The sequence below is a fragment of the Magnetospirillum molischianum DSM 120 genome (genome assembly GCF_000294655.1).
Taxonomy (GTDB): Bacteria; Pseudomonadota; Alphaproteobacteria; order Rhodospirillales; family Magnetospirillaceae; genus Phaeospirillum; species Phaeospirillum molischianum.
In genome coordinates, this window is the sequence record NZ_CAHP01000010.1 from 1 (window position 1) to 18,519 (window position 18,519).

The 18,519-nt window shown below is 62.4% G+C and carries 19 protein-coding genes and 1 other RNA gene; 3 read left to right on the forward strand and 17 right to left on the reverse strand.

Features of this window, described 5'->3' with window-relative positions; translation table 11 throughout:
- Positions 1 to 63: 63 nt before the first annotated feature.
- From PHAMO_RS02165 to PHAMO_RS02175, 3 genes are read left to right on the forward strand one after another with little or no spacing between them, the layout of a single operon-like run.
- Positions 64 to 2,124, forward strand: a complete 2,061-nt coding sequence (locus PHAMO_RS02165; RefSeq protein WP_456085320.1) for a PAS-domain containing protein — start codon at positions 64 to 66, stop codon at positions 2,122 to 2,124.
- Complete coding sequence (locus PHAMO_RS02170) at positions 2,121 to 3,335, forward strand: response regulator (RefSeq protein ID WP_002725970.1); 1,215 nt, start codon at positions 2,121 to 2,123, stop codon at positions 3,333 to 3,335. The genes PHAMO_RS02165 and PHAMO_RS02170 overlap by 4 nt, the downstream gene beginning before the upstream one ends.
- Positions 3,336 to 3,337: 2 nt before the next feature.
- Positions 3,338 to 4,480 (forward strand): HD domain-containing phosphohydrolase, encoded by a 1,143-nt coding sequence (locus PHAMO_RS02175; RefSeq protein WP_002725972.1) that lies wholly within the window; start codon positions 3,338 to 3,340, stop codon positions 4,478 to 4,480.
- Between the two features lie 20 nt (positions 4,481 to 4,500).
- Here PHAMO_RS02175 and PHAMO_RS02180 read toward each other — a convergent pair whose 3' ends face one another.
- From PHAMO_RS02180 to PHAMO_RS02255, 17 genes are all read right to left on the reverse strand, one after another.
- Complete coding sequence (locus PHAMO_RS02180; RefSeq protein ID WP_002725974.1) at positions 4,501 to 7,059, reverse strand: penicillin-binding protein 1A; 2,559 nt, start codon at positions 7,057 to 7,059, stop codon at positions 4,501 to 4,503.
- Between the two features lie 96 nt (positions 7,060 to 7,155).
- The gene (ybgF, locus tag PHAMO_RS02185; protein ID WP_002725976.1) at positions 7,156 to 8,115 is read right to left on the reverse strand and encodes a tol-pal system protein YbgF; all 960 of its coding nucleotides are present in this window, start codon (positions 8,113 to 8,115) and stop codon (positions 7,156 to 7,158) included.
- Positions 8,116 to 8,306: 191 nt separating this feature from the next.
- Positions 8,307 to 8,804, reverse strand: a complete 498-nt coding sequence (pal, locus tag PHAMO_RS02190; protein ID WP_002725978.1) for a peptidoglycan-associated lipoprotein Pal — start codon at positions 8,802 to 8,804, stop codon at positions 8,307 to 8,309.
- Between the two features lie 163 nt (positions 8,805 to 8,967).
- The gene (gene tolB, locus PHAMO_RS02195; RefSeq protein WP_002725980.1) at positions 8,968 to 10,314 is read right to left on the reverse strand and encodes a Tol-Pal system beta propeller repeat protein TolB; all 1,347 of its coding nucleotides are present in this window, start codon (positions 10,312 to 10,314) and stop codon (positions 8,968 to 8,970) included.
- Positions 10,311 to 11,291: an energy transducer TonB gene (locus tag PHAMO_RS02200; protein ID WP_002725981.1), complete on the reverse strand. Its 981-nt coding sequence runs from the start codon at positions 11,289 to 11,291 to the stop codon at positions 10,311 to 10,313. The genes tolB and PHAMO_RS02200 overlap by 4 nt, the downstream gene beginning before the upstream one ends.
- Before the next feature lie 8 nt (positions 11,292 to 11,299).
- On the reverse strand, positions 11,300 to 11,746 hold the full coding sequence (gene tolR, locus PHAMO_RS02205; RefSeq protein WP_002725982.1) for a protein TolR: 447 nt from the start codon (positions 11,744 to 11,746) through the stop codon (positions 11,300 to 11,302).
- On the reverse strand, positions 11,746 to 12,471 hold the full coding sequence (gene tolQ / locus PHAMO_RS02210) for a protein TolQ (protein ID WP_002725983.1): 726 nt from the start codon (positions 12,469 to 12,471) through the stop codon (positions 11,746 to 11,748). The genes tolR and tolQ overlap by 1 nt, the downstream gene beginning before the upstream one ends.
- Before the next feature lie 6 nt (positions 12,472 to 12,477).
- Positions 12,478 to 12,894 carry a tol-pal system-associated acyl-CoA thioesterase gene (gene ybgC, locus PHAMO_RS02215; RefSeq protein WP_002725985.1) on the reverse strand — a complete coding sequence of 139 codons (417 nt, stop codon included), beginning with the start codon at positions 12,892 to 12,894 and terminating at the stop codon, positions 12,478 to 12,480.
- Positions 12,894 to 13,937, reverse strand: a complete 1,044-nt coding sequence (gene ruvB, locus PHAMO_RS02220; protein ID WP_040566080.1) for a Holliday junction branch migration DNA helicase RuvB — start codon at positions 13,935 to 13,937, stop codon at positions 12,894 to 12,896. The genes ybgC and ruvB overlap by 1 nt, the downstream gene beginning before the upstream one ends.
- Before the next feature lie 46 nt (positions 13,938 to 13,983).
- Positions 13,984 to 14,619: a Holliday junction branch migration protein RuvA gene (gene ruvA, locus PHAMO_RS02225; protein ID WP_002725989.1), complete on the reverse strand. Its 636-nt coding sequence runs from the start codon at positions 14,617 to 14,619 to the stop codon at positions 13,984 to 13,986.
- On the reverse strand, positions 14,616 to 15,116 hold the full coding sequence (gene ruvC / locus PHAMO_RS02230; RefSeq protein ID WP_002725991.1) for a crossover junction endodeoxyribonuclease RuvC: 501 nt from the start codon (positions 15,114 to 15,116) through the stop codon (positions 14,616 to 14,618). The genes ruvA and ruvC overlap by 4 nt, the downstream gene beginning before the upstream one ends.
- Before the next feature lie 29 nt (positions 15,117 to 15,145).
- On the reverse strand, positions 15,146 to 15,898 hold the full coding sequence (locus tag PHAMO_RS02235) for a YebC/PmpR family DNA-binding transcriptional regulator (protein ID WP_002725993.1): 753 nt from the start codon (positions 15,896 to 15,898) through the stop codon (positions 15,146 to 15,148).
- Positions 15,899 to 16,040: 142 nt separating this feature from the next.
- A complete protein-coding gene (locus PHAMO_RS02240; protein ID WP_002725995.1) occupies positions 16,041 to 16,856 on the reverse strand; it encodes a TIGR00282 family metallophosphoesterase in 816 nt (271 codons plus the stop codon).
- A complete protein-coding gene (locus tag PHAMO_RS02245) occupies positions 16,853 to 17,437 on the reverse strand; it encodes a 5-formyltetrahydrofolate cyclo-ligase (protein ID WP_002725997.1) in 585 nt (194 codons plus the stop codon). Before PHAMO_RS02245 ends, PHAMO_RS02240 begins: the two co-directional genes overlap by 4 nt.
- A 20-nt stretch (positions 17,438 to 17,457) precedes the next feature.
- Positions 17,458 to 17,615: non-coding RNA, 6S RNA (gene ssrS, locus PHAMO_RS18825), on the reverse strand.
- A 15-nt stretch (positions 17,616 to 17,630) separates the two neighbouring features.
- Complete coding sequence (locus PHAMO_RS02250; protein ID WP_002726001.1) at positions 17,631 to 17,957, reverse strand: cell division protein ZapA; 327 nt, start codon at positions 17,955 to 17,957, stop codon at positions 17,631 to 17,633.
- A gap of 3 nt (positions 17,958 to 17,960) precedes the next feature.
- Complete coding sequence (locus PHAMO_RS02255) at positions 17,961 to 18,197, reverse strand: hypothetical protein (protein ID WP_235720771.1); 237 nt, start codon at positions 18,195 to 18,197, stop codon at positions 17,961 to 17,963.
- Positions 18,198 to 18,519: the final 322 nt, after the last annotated feature.

An 18,519-nucleotide genomic window follows, 5' to 3' on the forward strand; every position in this document is an offset into this window, starting at 1 on the left:
GAGGCCCAGGCCGAATTCCGCGCCCAGCGNGCCCAGCAACAACTTGTCGATGCGCTGGAGAGTCTGGCTGACGCGATCGCGGTCTATGATTCCAACGATCATCTGGTGATTAGCAACGCTGCTTATCGCGGCTTGTTGAAGATCGACCAGGAAACGGCGGAAGGCGACGTAACCTTCCGCGACGTCATCACTTATGCCTACGATCACCGCTTGTTCAACATCGGCGGGCGGAGTTTCGATACCTGGATCGACGACCGGGTTCACCGCCACCGCGATGCCAACGGCGAGGCATTTATCATCCAGACCAACGATGGCCGCTGGTTCCAGAGCCGTGAATTTCCGACACGCGAGGGCGGCGTGGTTTCTGTTCGCACCGATATCACCGAGTTGAAGCGGCGCGAGGAGGAGCTCGACATATTGAGGCGGCGCTATGCCCTGATCCTGGGGGCCGCCGGTGAGGGGATTCTGGGGCTGGACCGCGATGGGATGGTGACCTTCGCCAATCCAGCGGCGACGTCCCTGCTCGGTTATCCAGACGAGACGATAGCCGGTTCCGGCCTGCTCGACCTGATGGGCGAGACCGCCCTTGCGGGCGAGACTGCCGCCGCCCCCGGCATCGTCGCTGCATGCCGCGACGGCCGCACCGAGACCGGATACGGCCACACCATTATACGGGGCGATTCCCACCCTCTCGCAATCGATTATTATGTCGGGCCGATCGTCGAGTCCGGGAGGATCGACGGGGCCGTTCTCCTGGTCCGCGATGCCACCCTTCGCCTGCAATACGAATGGACCCTGGCCAACCAGCAGAAAGAGCTGGAACGTCAGGTTGCCGAACGTACCGCTGAACTGGTCCGCGCCGTCGAGGTCCGAACCCTTGCCGAAGCCGCGTTGCGCTCCTCACGCGGACGGATGAAGGGAATCACCGATAGCCTAGTCGAAGGCGTGGTGGTAACCGACCGTCACGGACAGCTCGTCTTCGCCAATCCTTCGGCGCGGCTTTTGTTGGAATGCGGCGATGTCACCGACATCGAAGGCTATCCGCTCGATTCCTTCGTACGGCTGGGCACCGCCGAGGGCGTGGTCGATTTTTCTCAATCTCCGTTCCGCAATGTTCTGGACGGCGAAGTTGTTCCGTCGGACAACGACGCTCGCTTTGTCCTGGCCAGCGGTCGAACTCTGCCGGTCGCCTATTCCTGTGCCCCTCTGACCGATGACGAGATCGGACGCGGGGTGATCTTGTCGTTCCGCGATATCGGTGTCCTGAAACAGGCCCAACACGAGACGATGCAATCGGCTCGGTTGGCCAGTATTGGACAGCTTGCCGCCGGGATCGCCCACGAGATCAACACCCCTATCCAGTATATCGGCGACAATCTGCGCTATCTCGACAGCGCCCTGACAAAGCTGAAAAGTGTGGTCGAGGCCGGACGCGATCTGGCGACCCAGGCCGCCACCGCCCCCGGTCTCGCCGAGGCTGCGGAGCGGTTCGAGCAAACTGCGGCCCGCGTCAAAGTCACTCGGCTGCTGACCGAACTACCCGATGCGGTCTCGGAATCACTGGACGGCGTGGGACAAATCGGTCGCATCGTCCTGTCGATGAAGGAATTCTCTCATCCCGGAACATCGGCCAAGACCGCCACCGACATCAACCGCGCCCTGGAAAGTACCCTGACGGTCTGTCGCAACAACTGGAAACATGTGGCGAAGATCGAGCGGGATTTCGATGCCGATCTCCCCCCCGTCAACTGCCATGCCGGTGAAATCAATCAAGTCTTTCTCAACCTGATTCTGAATGCCGCTCAGGCGATTGAAAGCTCGGGCAAACCTCTGCCGGGACAGATCGTTATATCGACTCGCCGCGACGGCGACTGGATTGAAATCCGCATCGCCGACAGTGGCACGGGAATCCCCCTGACGATCCGCGACCGGCTTTTCGACCCGTTCTTTACGACCAAACCGGTTGGTAAGGGGACCGGGCAAGGTCTGGCGATCTGCCGCGACGTAGTAACGGTCAAGCATGGCGGCACCATCGAGGTCGGCGGCGACCCCGGCACCGGAGCGGTCTTCACCATCCGCCTGCCGCTCGGCGTCGCCTCGGTCGCCGAGGAGAGTGCGGCATGACCCTCCCACCAACCCGGATCGCTTTCGTCGATGACGACCCTCACGTCCTGCGCGGTATCCGCAGGGCGATGGCGGATCAAGAAGACTCTTGGGAAATGGAGTTCTTCGCCTCGGGTGAGGAAGCGCTGGTCGAAATCCGCCGCCAGCCCTTTGACGTCGTAGTCTCGGACATGAGAATGCCGGGAATGGATGGGGCCACCTTGCTTAGCCATGTCCGCGCCCTCAATCCGGCGACGATCCGGGTGATTCTATCGGGCTATGCCGATGCCGATGCAGTACTGCGAACGGTTGGGCCTGCCCACACCTACCTCGCCAAGCCCTGCGATGCCGAGACCTTGCTTAAGGCTCTGCACCGCCAGATCTCTTTGCGCTCGCTGCTTGATACCCCCGCCTTGCATGCCACCCTGGCCGGATTGACCAACCTGCCCAGCCTGCCCGAGATCTATGGGCGGCTCCAGGCGGAATTGATCTCTCCCGATTGTTCGCCAAAGACGGTCGCCGACATCATCGCCCAAGACATGGCGATGACGGCCCAGGTTCTGAAGGTAACCAACTCGGCCTATTTCTCTGCCGCGAGCAGAATCACCACGCCGTTGCACGCGGTTCGGATGCTGGGGATCGAAGTGATCCAGGCACTGGTGCTGCAAGCCGGGCTGTTCCGCCAGTTCGCGGGCAAACCGGATCTGGCGCCGCTCCTGGAGGCCTTGACCAAGCGCGGCCTTGAGATCTCGGCGCTGGCAGAGCGAATCGCCGCCACCGAGGGCGGTGATGTCGCCACGGCCAAATCAGCCCAGATTGCGGCAATGTTGGCCGATATCGGCGGCATCGTGCTGCTCGACGCTCACCCCGCCGAATATCAGGTGATGTTGGCTGGTCTGACACCGGATGAGACGCTCCACCAAGCCGAGATCGCGACCTTTGGAGCCAGTCACGCCGCAATCGGCGGCTATCTCCTTGGATTATGGGGATTTTCCGACCTCGTGGTCGAAGCCCTGGTTTATCATTGCGCCCCGTCGGCTTGTCCCGGTCGTGACAATCTTGCCCTGACAGCCCTTCACGCCGCCTCTGTCCTGGGGCCGCCCTCGCCGCTGCTCCCACCCGGCAGCCGAATCGACCGCAAACTCGACATGACCTATCTTATCGAGGCCAGACATGACGGCCACATCCCCTTGTGGCGAGATCTGGCAGGGAAAGATCATAACGGGGATTGAAAATGACAGAGCGCGTTCTTCTGATCGACGACGATTCCCATCTTTTATCGGCGCTCCGCCGCCAGTTCGACGATGAATTCGATCTCGTCACGGCAACGGAAGGAGCTGCCGCTATCGAAGCCGTGCGAACCGGGGCGCCATTCGCCGTAGCGATCTCTGACATGCGGATGCCTGGCATGGATGGGGTCGAAACACTGAAGGCGATCCGCGCCTTGGCCCCCGATACGGTGCGGATGATGCTAACCGGCAATGCCGACCAAACCACCGCGATTGATGCGATTAATCACGGCGCGATCCTGCGCTTTTACACCAAGCCCTGCCCCACCGATCAGTTGCGCGAAGGAATCCTGGCTGGTATCGAGCAGTACCGCCTTATTACCGCCGAGCGCGATCTGCTGGAAAAGACTCTAACCGGCAGCCTGAAGGTTCTGGTCGATGTGGTCTCGATGAACGACCCGGTTGGCCATCAATTGGCGGTGCGGCTGCGCGAATGGGTGCGATTGCTGGCGGTCGAGATGCGGATGTCAACCCGCTGGCAGCTTGAAATTGCCGCGACCCTGATCGGGATCGGTCAAGTAGCGATCCCGACCGAAATCACCGCCCGTCTGCGCGCAGGGGAGGATCTGAGCGAAATCGAACGTCAGATTGTCGAACGCGCCCCCGAGGCGGCGCGTAATCTCGTGTCAAACATCCCCCGCCTCGAAAAGGTAGCGGAAATTCTCTACTATCAGGATAAGGGCTTCGATGGCAGCGGATTCCCCCCCAACGGCCCGTCTGGCGATGAAATCCCCTTCGATGCACGGCTGTTGCGGGTCTTGAAGGATCTCGCCGTTGCCAGTGCCGGAGGACCGCTTTCCCGTGCCGCTTTCACGGCGCTGGAAGCCCATCGCGAACGCTACGATCCGCGCCTGCTGGCCGGAGTCCGGATGGCGCTGGAAAAGACTCTATCGACCGAAGCGCCGACAGTGATCGAAGTCCCTCTTGCCTCGTTGCGAGTGGGACAGACGATCCTCTCCGACATTCGTCAGACCAACGGGCATTTGATTCTTGCCGCGAACAGCCAGATTTCCAATCTCCAGCTTGAACGCCTGCGCAATCTGCGCCGGATCGTCACCTTCATCGAGCCGATCAAGGTCCGGGCTTAGGACAAGCCCGGACCTGAGTCTCAGTACAGACCGCCTGCGGACGGAGCCGCCGATGGCGCGGTCATAACGGGGGCCGATGGCTCAAGAGGAGACGCTGGAACAGTCGGGTCGGCTCCGGGAACAACTTCCATCGGCTCCGGACTGGCGCCTTCCTCGGCCCCAAGATAGGGGGCGAAGCTGAAGCCGCCATCGGCGGACCCATCGCCTTCCAAAACGCCTTCATCGTCGCCGGGCATGCGATCGGCGCCCTTGAACGCCTCATAGATCGATCTCGTGTCGCCCGGCATCGTCGGACGTCCGGTACGGGGATCGACCCGGACCAACCGAACGCCGGAAGGCATACGGAACGGAGTCGCGGGCTTGTCCTTCAGCGCTTCCATCATGAAGTCGCGGAAGATCGGCGCGGCGACCGAACCGCCGGTTTCCTTTGGCCCCAACGAAGCTGGATCGTCAAAGCCGACGAAGACACCGACAGCCAGATCGGGCGAGAAGCCGACGAACCAGACGTCGTTCGAATCGTTCGAGGTGCCGGTCTTGCCGGCCAGCGGCTTGCCGACCGCCTTGACCGAAGAGCCGGTGCCGCGCTGGACAACGCCTTCGAGGATGCTGACCATCTGATAGGCCGAAACCGGATCGACCATCTGTTCGCGGATATCCGGCAAAGATGGCATGTCCTGTCCCGAATAGCGCGGGGCCGAGCAGCCTTCGCAGAAACGCAAATCGTGGGAGAAGATGGTCTTGCCGTTACGGTCCTGGATACGGTCGATCAGGGTCGGGCGCAATTTCTTGCCGCCATTGACCAGCATCGCATAGGCGGCGGTCAGGCGGAGCGGCGTGGTCTCGCCCGCTCCAAGCGCCATCGCCAATTGATGCGGCAAATTGTCATAGATGCCGAAGCGCTCTGACATATTGGCGACTTTTTCCATCCCCAACGCCTGGGCAAGACGGACGGTCATCAGGTTTCGCGACTTTTCGAGACCAACGCGAAGAGTGGTCGGCCCCAGGTAATCGTTGTTGTAGTTCCTGGGCCGCCACATCGGAAGCCCCGGCCCTTGCGACAGGGCGACCGGGGCATCAAGCACCAGCGAAGACGGGGTGTATCCGCTTTCTAGCGCCGACAAATAGATGAACGGCTTGAACGACGAGCCGGGTTGGCGCATCGCCTGACTGGCGCGATTGAACTGGCTTTTCCCATAAGACCAGCCACCGATCATCGCCAGAACACGACCTGTATGAGGGTCGATCGCGACCAACGCGCCTTCGACCTTGGGCACTTGGCGCAGGGTATAGCTCGCCGCCCCATAGGGCCGACCGTCGTCGCTTTTGCCGACAGCTTCCACCAGGATGACGTCGCCTGGAGCCAGGATATCGCTCGGACGGCGCGGCACCGGCCCGAGGCTACGCTTGTCCAGAACTCGGCGGGCCCATTTGAGTTCGGTGATCGGCAAGTGACCGGCGTGACCGTCAGCCAGGGTCAGGACCGCCTCGGAATCGGTCACGGCGGTAACAACCGCCATCTCCCAATCCTCGGCCCCACCGGGGCGCGGGATCGTTGCCAATGCCCGCACCGGATCGGTTCCTGACGGGATACGGCCAAGCGGGCCGCGCCAGCCGTGGCGGCGGTCATACTGCAACAGCCCGCGCCGCAGAACCCGCGTGCCCATGGCCTGAAGCTCGGCATCCATCGAGGCGCGCACCACCAGCCCGCCACGATAGAGCGCGGCCTCGCCGTATTTGGCCTGAAGCTCGCGGCGAATATCCTCGGCGAAATAGTCCGCCCCTTGAGTCGCCTGCATCTCTTTGCGGGAGCGGACGTCAAGCGGCTGGGCCAGAGCGAGCTGATATTCCGACGCCGTGATCTTACCGTCCTCGGCCATTCGCCCCAGCACCCAGTCGCGGCGTTCCCGCGCGGCCTGGGGGTGACGGAACGGATTATAATTGTTAGGCGCTTTCGGCAATGCCGCCAGATAGGCGGCCTCGGCCGGGGTCAGTTCGTCCAACCCTTTGTCGAAATAATTAAGCGCCGCCGCCGCCACGCCATACGAGCCAGAACCTAGATAGATTTCATTGAGATAGAGTTCGAGGATGTGATCCTTGGTGAAAGCGCGTTCGATCCGAAGTGCGAGAATCGCCTCCTTGACCTTGCGCTCGATCGACACCTCGTTGGTCAACAAAAAGTTCTTGGCGACCTGCTGAGTGATCGTTGAGGCACCGACCGGACGACGGTCGGCCCCGATCCCCTTGTTCCGCACATTGACGACGATAGCACGGGCGATGCCGACCGGATCGATGCCGGGATGGGTATAGAAGCTCTTATCTTCCGCAGACAGGAAAGCGTCCTTCACCATCTGTGGAATCGCCGGAAGCGGCACGAACACACGCTTTTCGACCGCATATTCCGCCACCAGCCGACCGTCGCCGCCATAGACCCGCGTCGTCACCGGCGGATCGTAATTGGCCAATTGATGGTAGTCGGGCAGATCGCGTCCGAAATGCCAGAACGCGAACAGCACTCCCCCCGTCATCGTGATGGCAAGCAGCAAGACCAGACTGATGACGGCGAGCAGGAAACGGAACATCGGAAACGAAACCTCCGGCAGCCGGTCCGGACGGCCGGACCTCGCGGGTGGTGACACCTGGGGAACATACCCAACAGGCGCGGGGGCGCTGCCCCCTTACTTGCAGCCTAAACGCTGGCGGTCGGCACTGGCGGCCCGCTTGACCCGGTCGGGCATGGTGGGATGCTCGGCAAACAGCAGGGCATAAGCCCGGCAAGCCTGATCCTTCATGTCGAGCTGACCGAACGATGCGCCCAGCTTGTACAGCATGTCCGGAGCCTTGCTGTGCTTGGGATACTTCTTATAGGCTTCGCCGAACAGCCGCGCCGACTGGGCGAAATCCTTGCGCTGGGAAAAGGCGATATCGCCCAGCCAATATTGAGCGTTCCCAGCCAAGGCATGAGTGGGATAGGTCTTCAGGAAGGTCTGGAAGGCACGCTCGGCCTCGTCATACTCGCCCTTCTGCGCCAACCCATACGCCTCGTCATACGCGGATTGCGGATCTTTGGGAGCAGCCGGAGCCGGAGTGGCCGGAGTAGCAGCCGCCTTGGTGGCCGGCATCTGCCCCAGCAGCGCAGGACCGGGCGCAGGACCGGCATTGCTGGCCGCGTTGGTTCCCGGAGCCACGGCGCCCTTGGGCGGGATCAGAACGGGAGCGCCCGCGGCGGTCGTCGGGGGTAACGGCGGAGCCGCAGTCCCCGTGGCAGCCGGCATCGACATTTGGGCGCCCTTGTTACCTCCCTCTTGAAGCTCCTTAAAGCGCAAGTCAATATCGGCCTGCATCCGCTCCAGTTGCTTGGCGAGTTGTGCCGCCTTGAAATTGGCTTCCTCGACCTTGCCGGTCAGCTGGCGGTTAAGATCTTCAAGTTCATTGATACGGTCTTCCAACCGCGATGCCTGCCCACCCGACAAAGGCGCATCCGAACCGGACGACGAGATCACGCCCCCCCCCATCGCCGGGGAACGGATCACAGTGCCGCCATAGCCTCGGGTGTCGCTTTGCGCCAGGGCCACCGCCGGAACCACGCCGACGCAGATCAGAACGGACAAGGCGGAAAAAAGGATCTGACGTCGCAAGGGATCCGACCTTCGATAAGACGTTGCGCTCGCGGCAGGGCGAAGCCCGGGCCGGAACCGGGACAAACCACCGCGCGAAGAACGATGGCGGAACGGATAGATAAAAAAGGGAAGGCGCCCGTCCGACCCGCCGGTCCAGGACCAGACGGACGGCGGGCGCCCCCTTACTCACACGTCGTGAGATATCCTGATTAGTTCAGGACGGTCACGCCGCGACGGTTCTGAGACCAGGCCGCCTCGTTCGAGCCGAGGGCAACCGGGCGCTCCTTGCCGTAGCTGACGACCTTGATACGCGAAGCGGCAACGCCGTTCGCAATCAGGTATTCACGCACGGAATTCGCACGACGCTCGCCGAGGGCAAGGTTGTACTCACGAGTGCCGCGCTCATCAGCGTGGCCTTCGATGGTGAACGAGTAGTTCGGGTAGCTCTTCAGCCAGGCAGCCTGCTTGTCCAGGGTAGCCTTGGCATCGCCACGCACGGACGACTTGTCGAGATCAAAGAAAACCCGATCGCCGACATTGGCGATGAAGTCTTCCTTGGACCCCTTGACGAGACCAGCCGGAGCCGTACGAGCCGGCGGCGGAGCGGAAACGCCACCGCCAGAAGCGGCACCGGTGTTTTCAGGGGCGGATTCGCAAGCCGCGACCAGGGCGGCAGCGGCAACGATGCTGAGGAAACGCAGTTTCATATTTGAGGACTCCCCCTCAATGCGACGGGAATTGAATTCCAAGATTGAGCCTTAGAGAGCACTGCCGACGGGGGTCGGCAAGCTTCCAAAATGACGCCGACCACATTGGGCGCGGCGCCATGAGGAACAAACCCTAATCGGCGCGGACTATACAAACATAATCCTAGGGAATCAAGGGGGACCACGCAGGATCCGACCCATCTACAGGGGTAATCATCACCCGTTCGTTCACACCGGTTAGATCAATGGTGTACAGACGCACGGATTGACCGCGTCCCCGCTCATCCGAGGGAGAATCACGCCAAAACGCCAAGACACGACCATTGGGAGCCCAGGTTGGTCCTTCGACCAGGAAGCCTTCTGCCAGGAGCCGCTCGCCCGAACCATCGGGACGCATGACACCTATGAAGAAACGCCCTCCCTTCTGCTTGGTGAATGCAATCAGATCTCCACGCGGACTCCACACCGGAGTCGCATAGCGTCCGTCGCCAAAGCTGATGCGATTGGCTCCGCCGCCACCCACGCCCATGACATAGAGCTGCTGCCCACCGCCACGGTCGGACTCGAACACGATCTGCGAGCCATCGGGAGCATAGCTTGGCGCGGTATCGATCGCCGGATTGTTGGTAAGCCGGACCTTGCTCCGGGTCATCAGGTTCATCTCATAGATTTCGGTATTCCCGTCCTCGGCCATGCTAAAGATGACCTTGTTGCCATCGGGCGAGAAACGGGGCGCGAAGGTCATGCCGGGGAAATTGCCCAGGGCTTCGCGCCGTCCGGTATCGAGATTGAAGATATAGACCCGCGGCACTCCCCTGAAATAGGACAGGTAGGTGATTTCGCGGGCGCTGGGCGAGAAACGGGGCGTCAGGACCAACTCGCCACCTTCGGTCAGGAAGCGGTGATTCTCGCCGTCCTGATCCATGATCGCCAACCGCTTCTTGCGGTCGTTCTTCGGACCGGATTCGGCGACATAGACGATCTGGGTGTCGAAATATCCATCTTCGCCGGTCACACGCTTATAGATCGCGTCCGCGACCTTGTGCGACAGCCGCCGCCAATCCGCAGGCGAAGAAGACAGAGTCCAGCCGGTCATATAGGCTTCGGACATCACGTCCCACAGCCTGAATTCGACCCGGATACGGCCGTCTGGACCGATCTCGGCCTTACCCTGAACCAGGGCCTCGGCGTTGATCGCTTTCCAATCGGGGAAACGCGGCTGGATTTGCAGCGACGCTGGCGTCTGGATAAAGGCGCGAGGATCGATCGGCTTGAACAGACCGGATCGTTCCAGATCGGCGGAAACAACTCGGGCGATATCGCGCCCGACCTGCGTTTCCTGGCCGCTGCTCCCGGCGAAATCGGGGATAGCGATGGGCAAGGGACGCATCTGTCCATTGGTGATGTCGATGCGCACCTCGGCGAGGGTCGGACTGGCAAAAGCCGCCAGGCCGAGGATCAGGGTGACGGCCACTGCCGCCAGCAAGCGGATGCGAGACATGAATATCATCTTCCTGCCGCGAATTTCGGGTTGAAGGCGAGAGTGAAGTCTTTGAACTGGTCGTATTTGTTGGCCGGAATCGGCAACGGACTGGCGGCGCGCACGGCGCGGCGAGCGCTGTCGGCGGCGGCCTGATAATACGGGTTCAACATCTGGACGGCATCGAGAACGATCTGGGCATCCGTGACCGTTCCGTCAGGCAGCACCGAGACGCGAACCAGCACGATCAGCTTGTCGGCGTCCTTGGCTCCAGCCGGAACGTTCCAGAACCGCTCGACATGGGCGCGGATCGCGTCCTTCTCCGTCATAGAGACCGGCTCGTTGGGATTGTGCATACTGGACCCCCGCACCGATTGCGGCTGCGGTTGCGTCGCCGATTTGGCCTCTGGCGTCGAGGGTTTACTCAGCTTCTCGGCGGACTTCAAAAGCTTGTCCAGTTCGTCCTGCGGCTGTTGCGGCTTTTTCTTGTCAACCGACTTCAGCAGCGAATCAAGCTCGTCCTTGACATCCTTCTGCGGCTTGGGCGGTTCGGGACGAGGCTTCGGCGGCTCGGGCTTGGGCTCGGGACGCGGTTCGGGCTTGGGCACCGGCGCAGGCTCTGGCTCAGGTTTCGGCTCAGGCTTCGGCTCCGGTTTTGGTTCGGGCTTCGGCTCGGGCTTCGGGGGCGTCGGAGCAGGAGGAGGTGGTGCCGGAGCCGGAGCCGGTGTGGGCGGCGGCGGCGGCGTCGGTTTGGGTTCAGGCTTGACCGGCTCGGGCTTGGGCGGCTCGGGCGTCGGATCGGCGGTCTTCTGCGGTTCGGGTTGGGGCTTGTTGTCGCGCAACGGCGGCGGATTGGTCTTGGCCCCGATCGGCACGATGTCCACGACCATCGGAGTCTCCTCAATCGGCGGCTCACGCCAGAATTGAGGCAGCCCGAAAATCGCCAACAGCACTACCAAGAAGTGCAGAAGGCCGGAATAGATATAGCTTTCCCGCCGGATTTCCATGACGCGCCCTAGCGTTTCGCCTTGGCGCCGTCGGCGCCCCGGACCTCTGTGACCAGGGCAACCTTGGGGAAGCCGGCGGCACTCAATACCCCCATCACCTCCATCACCCGACCGTAATCGATGGTTTTATCGCCACGAACGAAGATGCGGGTCTCAGGCTTTTGCGAGGTGATCGCCTGCAAGCGGGGGGCAAGATCCTCCAGCTTGACCTCGGTTTCCTGAATCCAGATCTTGCCGTGGGCATCGACCGTGACCGACAGAGGCGTATCGTCACCTTTCAGCGGCGCCGCCTGGGTCTTGGGCAGATCGACCTGGACCCCGGCAGTCAGCAACGGTGCCGTCACCATGAAGATGATCAGCAGCACCAACATCACGTCGACCATCGGCGTCACGTTGATCTCGGCCATTGGCCGGAATTTGGCCTTGCCCCGGCGGTTGCCGACGGAAGCACCCATCAGATCTTCTCCTCCAGTTGACGCGACAGGATCGCGCCGAACTCGCCGGCGAAGTTTTCGAGCCGCTTACCGTAGCGGTCGAGATCGGTGGAGATTTTGTTATAGGCGATAACCGCGGGAATAGCGGCGACCAGCCCCAGCGCGGTGGCGAACAACGCCTCGGCAATGCCAGGAGCGACGACGGCAAGAGACGTGTTCTTCGTGGCTGCAATCGATTGGAAGCTGTTCATGATGCCCCAGACGGTGCCGAACAACCCAACGAACGGTGCGGTCGAACCAACCGAAGCCAGGAAGCCCAGTCGGCGTTCCAGCAAGTCCATCTCGCGGCCAAGCGTTACGTTCATCACGCGGTCGATCCGCTGGGGCAAACTGGCCCGAGTGGTATCGCGATCCGTCAGCCCCTTAGCTGCGGTTCGACGCCATTCCCGCATCGCGGCAACGAACACCGACGACATCGGGTCGAGCGGACGCGAACCGATTCTGTCGTACAATTCTTCGAGCGAGCCGCCCGACCAGAACGATTCCTCGAACTGATCGGCACGCTGAGTTAGCTGACGCACCTTCAAGATCTTGTCGAAGATGATCGCCCAGCACCAGAACGAGGCGCCGATCAGCGCCAGCATCACCATCTTGACGATAATGTCGGCGCGCATGAACAGCGCCCACATCGACAGGTCATGCTGCATGGCCGCACCCGCGACCGCCGCCGTCTGCGTTGGATCCATGATATCTTACTGCCTTTCGCTGATCCAAGTCCCGAACAGGTCGCGCATCGCGGCCGGAAGCCGCGTCGGCCTGCCCGACAGGGTGATATAGCCCAGGCGGACTTCGATGCGCACTAACTCCGTGCCATCGTCGTTGCGCCGGATTGTCTGAGCAAGGTCAAGACTGGCTCCGCCAACCGAGCATAATTCGGTCTCGACCGTCAGAAGGTCGTCCAGCCGCGCCGGGCGCAAAAAGTCAACAACAGCGCGGCGCACAGCGAAGGCAGTGCCCTCTTGCAACAGGCTCTGCTGACTGATTCCAAGGTCGCGCACCATCTCGGTGCGAGCGCGCTCTGCGAAATTCAGATAGCAGGAATGATAGACGATACCACCTGCGTCCGTGTCTTCATAATACACCCTGATCGGGTGGAGATGACGAGGCATCACTCGTCCTCCGATGGGATGGCCAGCAAATCGAGCTGCGCCGGGAGGTCGCGCGGCGGCGTCAGACCCAAATGACGATAGCCGCTTGCCGACAGCATCCGGCCACGCGGCGTGCGCTGAAGCAGGCCCTGTTGCAGCAGATAAGGCTCGACCACCTCCTCCAGCGTATCGCGACTTTCCGACAGCGCCGCCGCCAGGGTCTCCACCCCGACCGGCCCACCGGCATAATCGCTGGCGATTCGGCCGAGATAGCGGCGGTCCATCGCGTCCAAACCCATCCTATCGACTTCCAGCCGCCGCAACGCGGCGTCGGCGATCGCGGCATCGACGGGCAACCGCCCGGCGACGGTGGCGAAGTCGCGCACCCGGCGCAACAACCGCCCGGCCACCCGAGGCGTGCCGCGAGAACGCCGCGCCACCTCTCCGGCTCCATCCTCGGTCATCGCCAATCCCAACACTCCGGCACCGCGCCGCACGATCGCTTCCATTTCCTCAGGCAGATAAAAATTCATCCGGCACGGAATCCCGAACCGCTCGCGTAACGGAGTGGTCAGAAGACCCGAACGGGTCGTCGCTCCCACCAGGGTAAAACGGGGCAGATCGATCCGTACCGACCGGGCTGCCGGACCTTCGCCGATAATCAGGTCGAGCTGAAAGTCCTCCATTGCAGGATAGAGGACTTCCTCTATGGCAGGATTAAGGCGATGGATTTCATCGATGAACAGAACGTCGCGGGGTTCCAGGTTGGTCAGAAGCGCGGCCAGATCGCCCGCCCGCTGGATCACCGGCCCCGACGTCGCCCGGAATCCCACCCCCAATTCGCGCGCAACGATCTGCGCCAACGTCGTCTTGCCTAGTCCTGGCGGGCCATGGAACAGCACATGGTCCAACGCCTCGCCCCGCGCCCGCGCCGCGTCGATAAAGACCTTCAGATTATCGCAAACCCCGCGTTGGCCGATAAAATCGTCCAACACCAAAGGCCGCACCGACGCCTCGCTATCCTCGGGCGCGTGCTGAGGGGAAACAACGCGCGACTCGGTCATGCCGTCCTCGCCACGAAACCGATGCGGAGCCAGCAAAAGTCAGCGCTCATCGTAGCATGTCCCGGCCCAGCCGCTTCAGCGCCGTGCCGATCAGGGCAGGAACCTCGGCGGTTTCGCCCAACTCAGCCGCGACAATTCCAACCGCTTCGAATGCCTCAAGCCTGCGATAGCCAAGGTTGACCAGCGCCGACACCGCATCCTCGATCGGTCCCGATGCAGGAGGGGCGAAAGTTCCACTCCCACCCGCCGACGCGGTGACCGTTCCGGGGGGAACGCTGGCGATACCGCCCGCCTTGTCCTTCAACTCGGTCAGAATGCGAAGCGCCAGCTTTGGCCCGACGCCGTTGGCGCGGGTCAGCCCGGCTTTGTCCCCAGCGGCAAGAGTGCGCAGAAGTTGATCCGGGGGCAGCACCGATAGGATCGACAACGCGACCCGCGCCCCAACCCCTTGCACCGTGGTCAGCAAACGGAACCAGTCACGCTCGCCGCTTTCGGCAAAGCCGTAAAGCTGGATCGCATCCTCGCGCACATGGGTTTCGACCAACAGCACCACCCCGGTACCAAGAACCAGCCGGGCCAGAGTGCGCGCCGAGCAGGACACCAGATAACCGACGCCGCCGACATCGATCACCGCCCAATCCTCGCCGACCGAATCGACGGTTCCGCGTAGACGGGCGATCATGACCGCACCGCCTGGTCGAGACGGTTCCGGGTGCCGAGATGATGGGCGTGGCAGATCGCGACCGCCAGGGCATCGGCTGAGTCGGGCGTTTCGGCCAGGCAACCGGGCAACAAGGTGCGAACCATCATCCCGACCTGCTCCTTGGCGGCACGTCCTGTTCCCACCACTGCCTGCTTGATCCGGGTCGGCGCATATTCCCCCACCGCCAGACCGGCACGGGCCGGGACCAACAGAGCGATGCCGCGCGCCTGCCCCAGCTTCAGGGTACTTTCGGGGTTCTTGTTGACGAAGGTTTCCTCGACCGCCGCCGCCTCGGGCGAAAAGGTGGCAATGATCGCGGCGATACCGTCGTGGAGCTGGACCAAACGTTCGGCCAGACTGAGGGCGGCATCCGACCTGACAACACCGTCCGCGACGTGACGCAGGCGGTTATCGGTCATGTCGATGATGCCCCAGCCGGTCTGGCGCAAGCCCGGGTCGAGACCCAGCACTCTCATAAACTGAAGTCTCCCGTGGCCTCGACGGATCAGCCGCCCAGGCGCTCCATGATCGCGTCGGGAATCTCGAAATTAGCCTGAACCCGCTGGACATCGTCATTGTCCTCCAGCGCTTCAAGCAACTTCATCAGAGTCTTCGCGGTGTCCTCATCGCTCACCGGCACGGCCGTCTGAGCCTTCCAGTCCAACCGGGCGTATTCCGGCGTGCCGAAACGGGCTTCCAAAGCATCGCGAACCACCGCCAGCGCATCGGGAGCGCAAGTGATCTCGTGACCTTCGTCATCGGTCTCGACATTATCGGCTCCGGCATCCAGGGCGCCTTCAAACATCTGGTCCGCCGAAGCGGTCGAAAGCGGAAAGCGGATCGCGCCAACACGGTCGAACATGAACGACACCGAATTGGTCTCGCCCAGCGCACCGCCGTTCTTGGCGAAAGCCGAACGAACTTCCGAGGCCGTGCGGTTACGGTTGTCGGTCAGACCTTCAACGATGATCGCGACCGAGCCGGGGCCATAGCCCTCGTAACGCACTTCCTCGTAATTGGTATCGTCACCGCCGCCACTGCCGCGCTTAATCGCTCGGTCGATGGTGTCCTTGGACATATTGGCACCGCGTGCCGCCATCACCGCCGCCCGCAAACGCGGGTTCGACGCCGGGTCGGGCAGACCGGACCGCGCCGACACCGTCAACTCGCGGATCAGCTTGGTGAAGATCTTGGCGCGCTTGGCGTCCTGGGCACCCTTACGGTGCATGATATTCTTGAACTGCGAATGACCGGCCATGGTCCCGTGCGAGTCCTCTGATGAAATGGAGAATGGGCCGTGCCCAGGCCACAAACGGTGGCGGGCGACGGCCGAGATGCCCCGATTACGCCAAAGCCGACGACATGGCAAGACCCGCGCATGCGCCGACCCTCTGTTTTGTTTATCCCGGCCAACACTCCTGTAGCCGTGGTCCCAGCCGTAACGGCGCGACGCGAACCGCCTGCCCGCTACGGTCGTCGGTATCGACCATCACCCCGCAGATCGTGCCGGGGCCTTCGGACGGCGACAACCGTTCGCCCGGCACCTTGCGGACGAATTTGTGGATCGCCGGCCCCTTTTTCATCCCGATCACCGAATCGTAATCGCCACACATCCCGGCATCGGTCAGATAGGCGGTACCGCCCGGCAAGATCTGAGCGTCGGCGGTGGGGATATGGGAATGAGTGCCGACCACCAAACTGACTCTGCCATCGAGAACGTGGCCCAGAGCCATCTTCTCGCTGCTGGCCTCGGCATGAACGTCAACGATGATGGCGTCAACGCCGCCCGGCCCCATTCGCAGCCGGGTCAACTCGCGCTCCAACCCGGCAAAGGGGCAATCGAGCGGGTCCATGAACAGCCGCCCCATCACCTGGATCACCGCGACCCGCCGCCCGCGCGCCAGGGCATAGACCCCACTGCCCCGACCCGGCGTTCCGGCGGGAAAGTTCAGCGCCCGCAGCAAGCGGGGTTCGGAATCGATATAGGGCAGAATCTCGCGGTGATCCCAGGCATGGTTGCCCAGTGTCACCACATCAACTCCGGCGGCATAGAATTCGTCGCAGACCTTCGGTGTCAGTCCGAAGCCGTGTGCGGCATTCTCGCCATTCAACACGACGAAATCGGGCGATAGACGGGTCCGAATATCCTTCATCCGCGCCAGAACGGCGTCACGGCCGGCGCGGCCGACCACGTCACCCAGGAAAAGCAATCTCATGCGCGCACCACGGTGAGCAATCCCTCCTCGGTGAAAACCATGTCTAGCGGCTGATCCCACGGCTCCGACGGTAAAGCAGGAGACTGCTGGGCGGCAAAAGCCAGACCGGCGGCAACCACGCCGCCGCCCCGACGCAGGGCGTCCAGGGTGCGGTCATAGTAGCCGCCGCCGAAGCCGAGACGGAATCCTTTTGCATCGAAAGCCAGCAAAGGCACCAACACCAGGGTCGGCGATAAGAGAGGTGCGGCGGCGGCAGGATGAAACGTGCCGTGCGGACCAGACTCCAACGGATCGCCGGGGCACCAGGCGCGAAAGATCAAGGGGGCGTCGGGCGCGGTCACCATCGGCAGAGCCAGGGACGCGCCGCGTGCCGCCAGTGTCGCCATCAGCGGACGGGGATCGACTTCGCCGGGCAGAGGCCAATAACCACCGACAATCGTTTGCGGCCCGACCTCCAATGCGTCGGCGCGCGCAGCCAGCGCCAGGGACGCCGCCACCCCCAGCCGGGCGGATTCGCCACGGCGGAGTTGCAGCGCCTCGCGGCGTAGGGTCTGTTTCAGCAAAGCGGGGGAAGACGTCATATAAAAAAGCTTCAAGCGGGAGCGGCGCCACCTCGGCCGTTGACGTGCATGTCCTCTGTGGCCTGCTTACGCAGGTGGGTGGCCATATGCCGGAACCACGATTCCGGCAGGGACAGCCCCCGAGAGGTCGTTATTGGCCCCAGGGACGTAGGCTGTCTGACGCACCGCGCAGCAAACCGCTCCCATTGGCAGACTAGGCTCTTTCCAGGCGGGTCGCAATGGACTCGATTCGATCCGCCAGTTGCCCGACAACCGCGGCCAGACTGGCGTCACAATCATCACTTACGGTCGGAGCCGGAGGCGTCACGGATTGGTTATTATGGGCCTCGGACAGTTCGTCGGCCAGCAACAGACACAGCATCACCAGCAGACGGGAATCGCTGACCACACCGACAGCGGACAACAAAGCTTGAGCACGGGTATCGATTTCGCGTCCCAAAGCCTGGACCCGGCTGGATTGATCGTCCTCACAGGCAATATCGTACAAACGGCCATTGATAGTGATGGTAACGACGGCCAAACTCTATTCCTCCAACAGGCCGCGCAAACGGTCGATGGTGTCGTCGAGACGACCGGCGACGATGCGGACGGTTTCGTCCAGACGCTCGAAATCCTCACGGGATTCGCGCAACTCGCCAGCCAGCAAAAGATCGCCTGCCCCGACCCGCGCCGCAGCACCTTCAAGACGGTCGATAGCCGCCCCCAGACGCTGCATCGCTTCTTCCGTTCGCTGCAAGCCAATGGCCCGACGTTGTTCCACGCCCGGTTTCCCTTTCCGTTCGGATTTGCCTCGAGGGTATGGCCGAAGTCCGGGCAAGTCAACGCGCCTTGCTCGACCGCGCCACCCTCTATCCGGTGTGAGCAGGCATCACCGGCTAAACTGACGCCCATATTCACTCAACAAAGCCGCGCCGAGAATAGTGCAGCAATCGGCGTCTCTACATTCACGCCGTCTGCAACAACCAAGCAGATCGTGCGCAAAACCAGCCATCTTGGAGATATCTCCCGTCGCGACCAGCCCACGTTCGACCTCCGACACGACTCGGAAAGAGCATGCCTCGCTTGTCAACACCATGATCGCA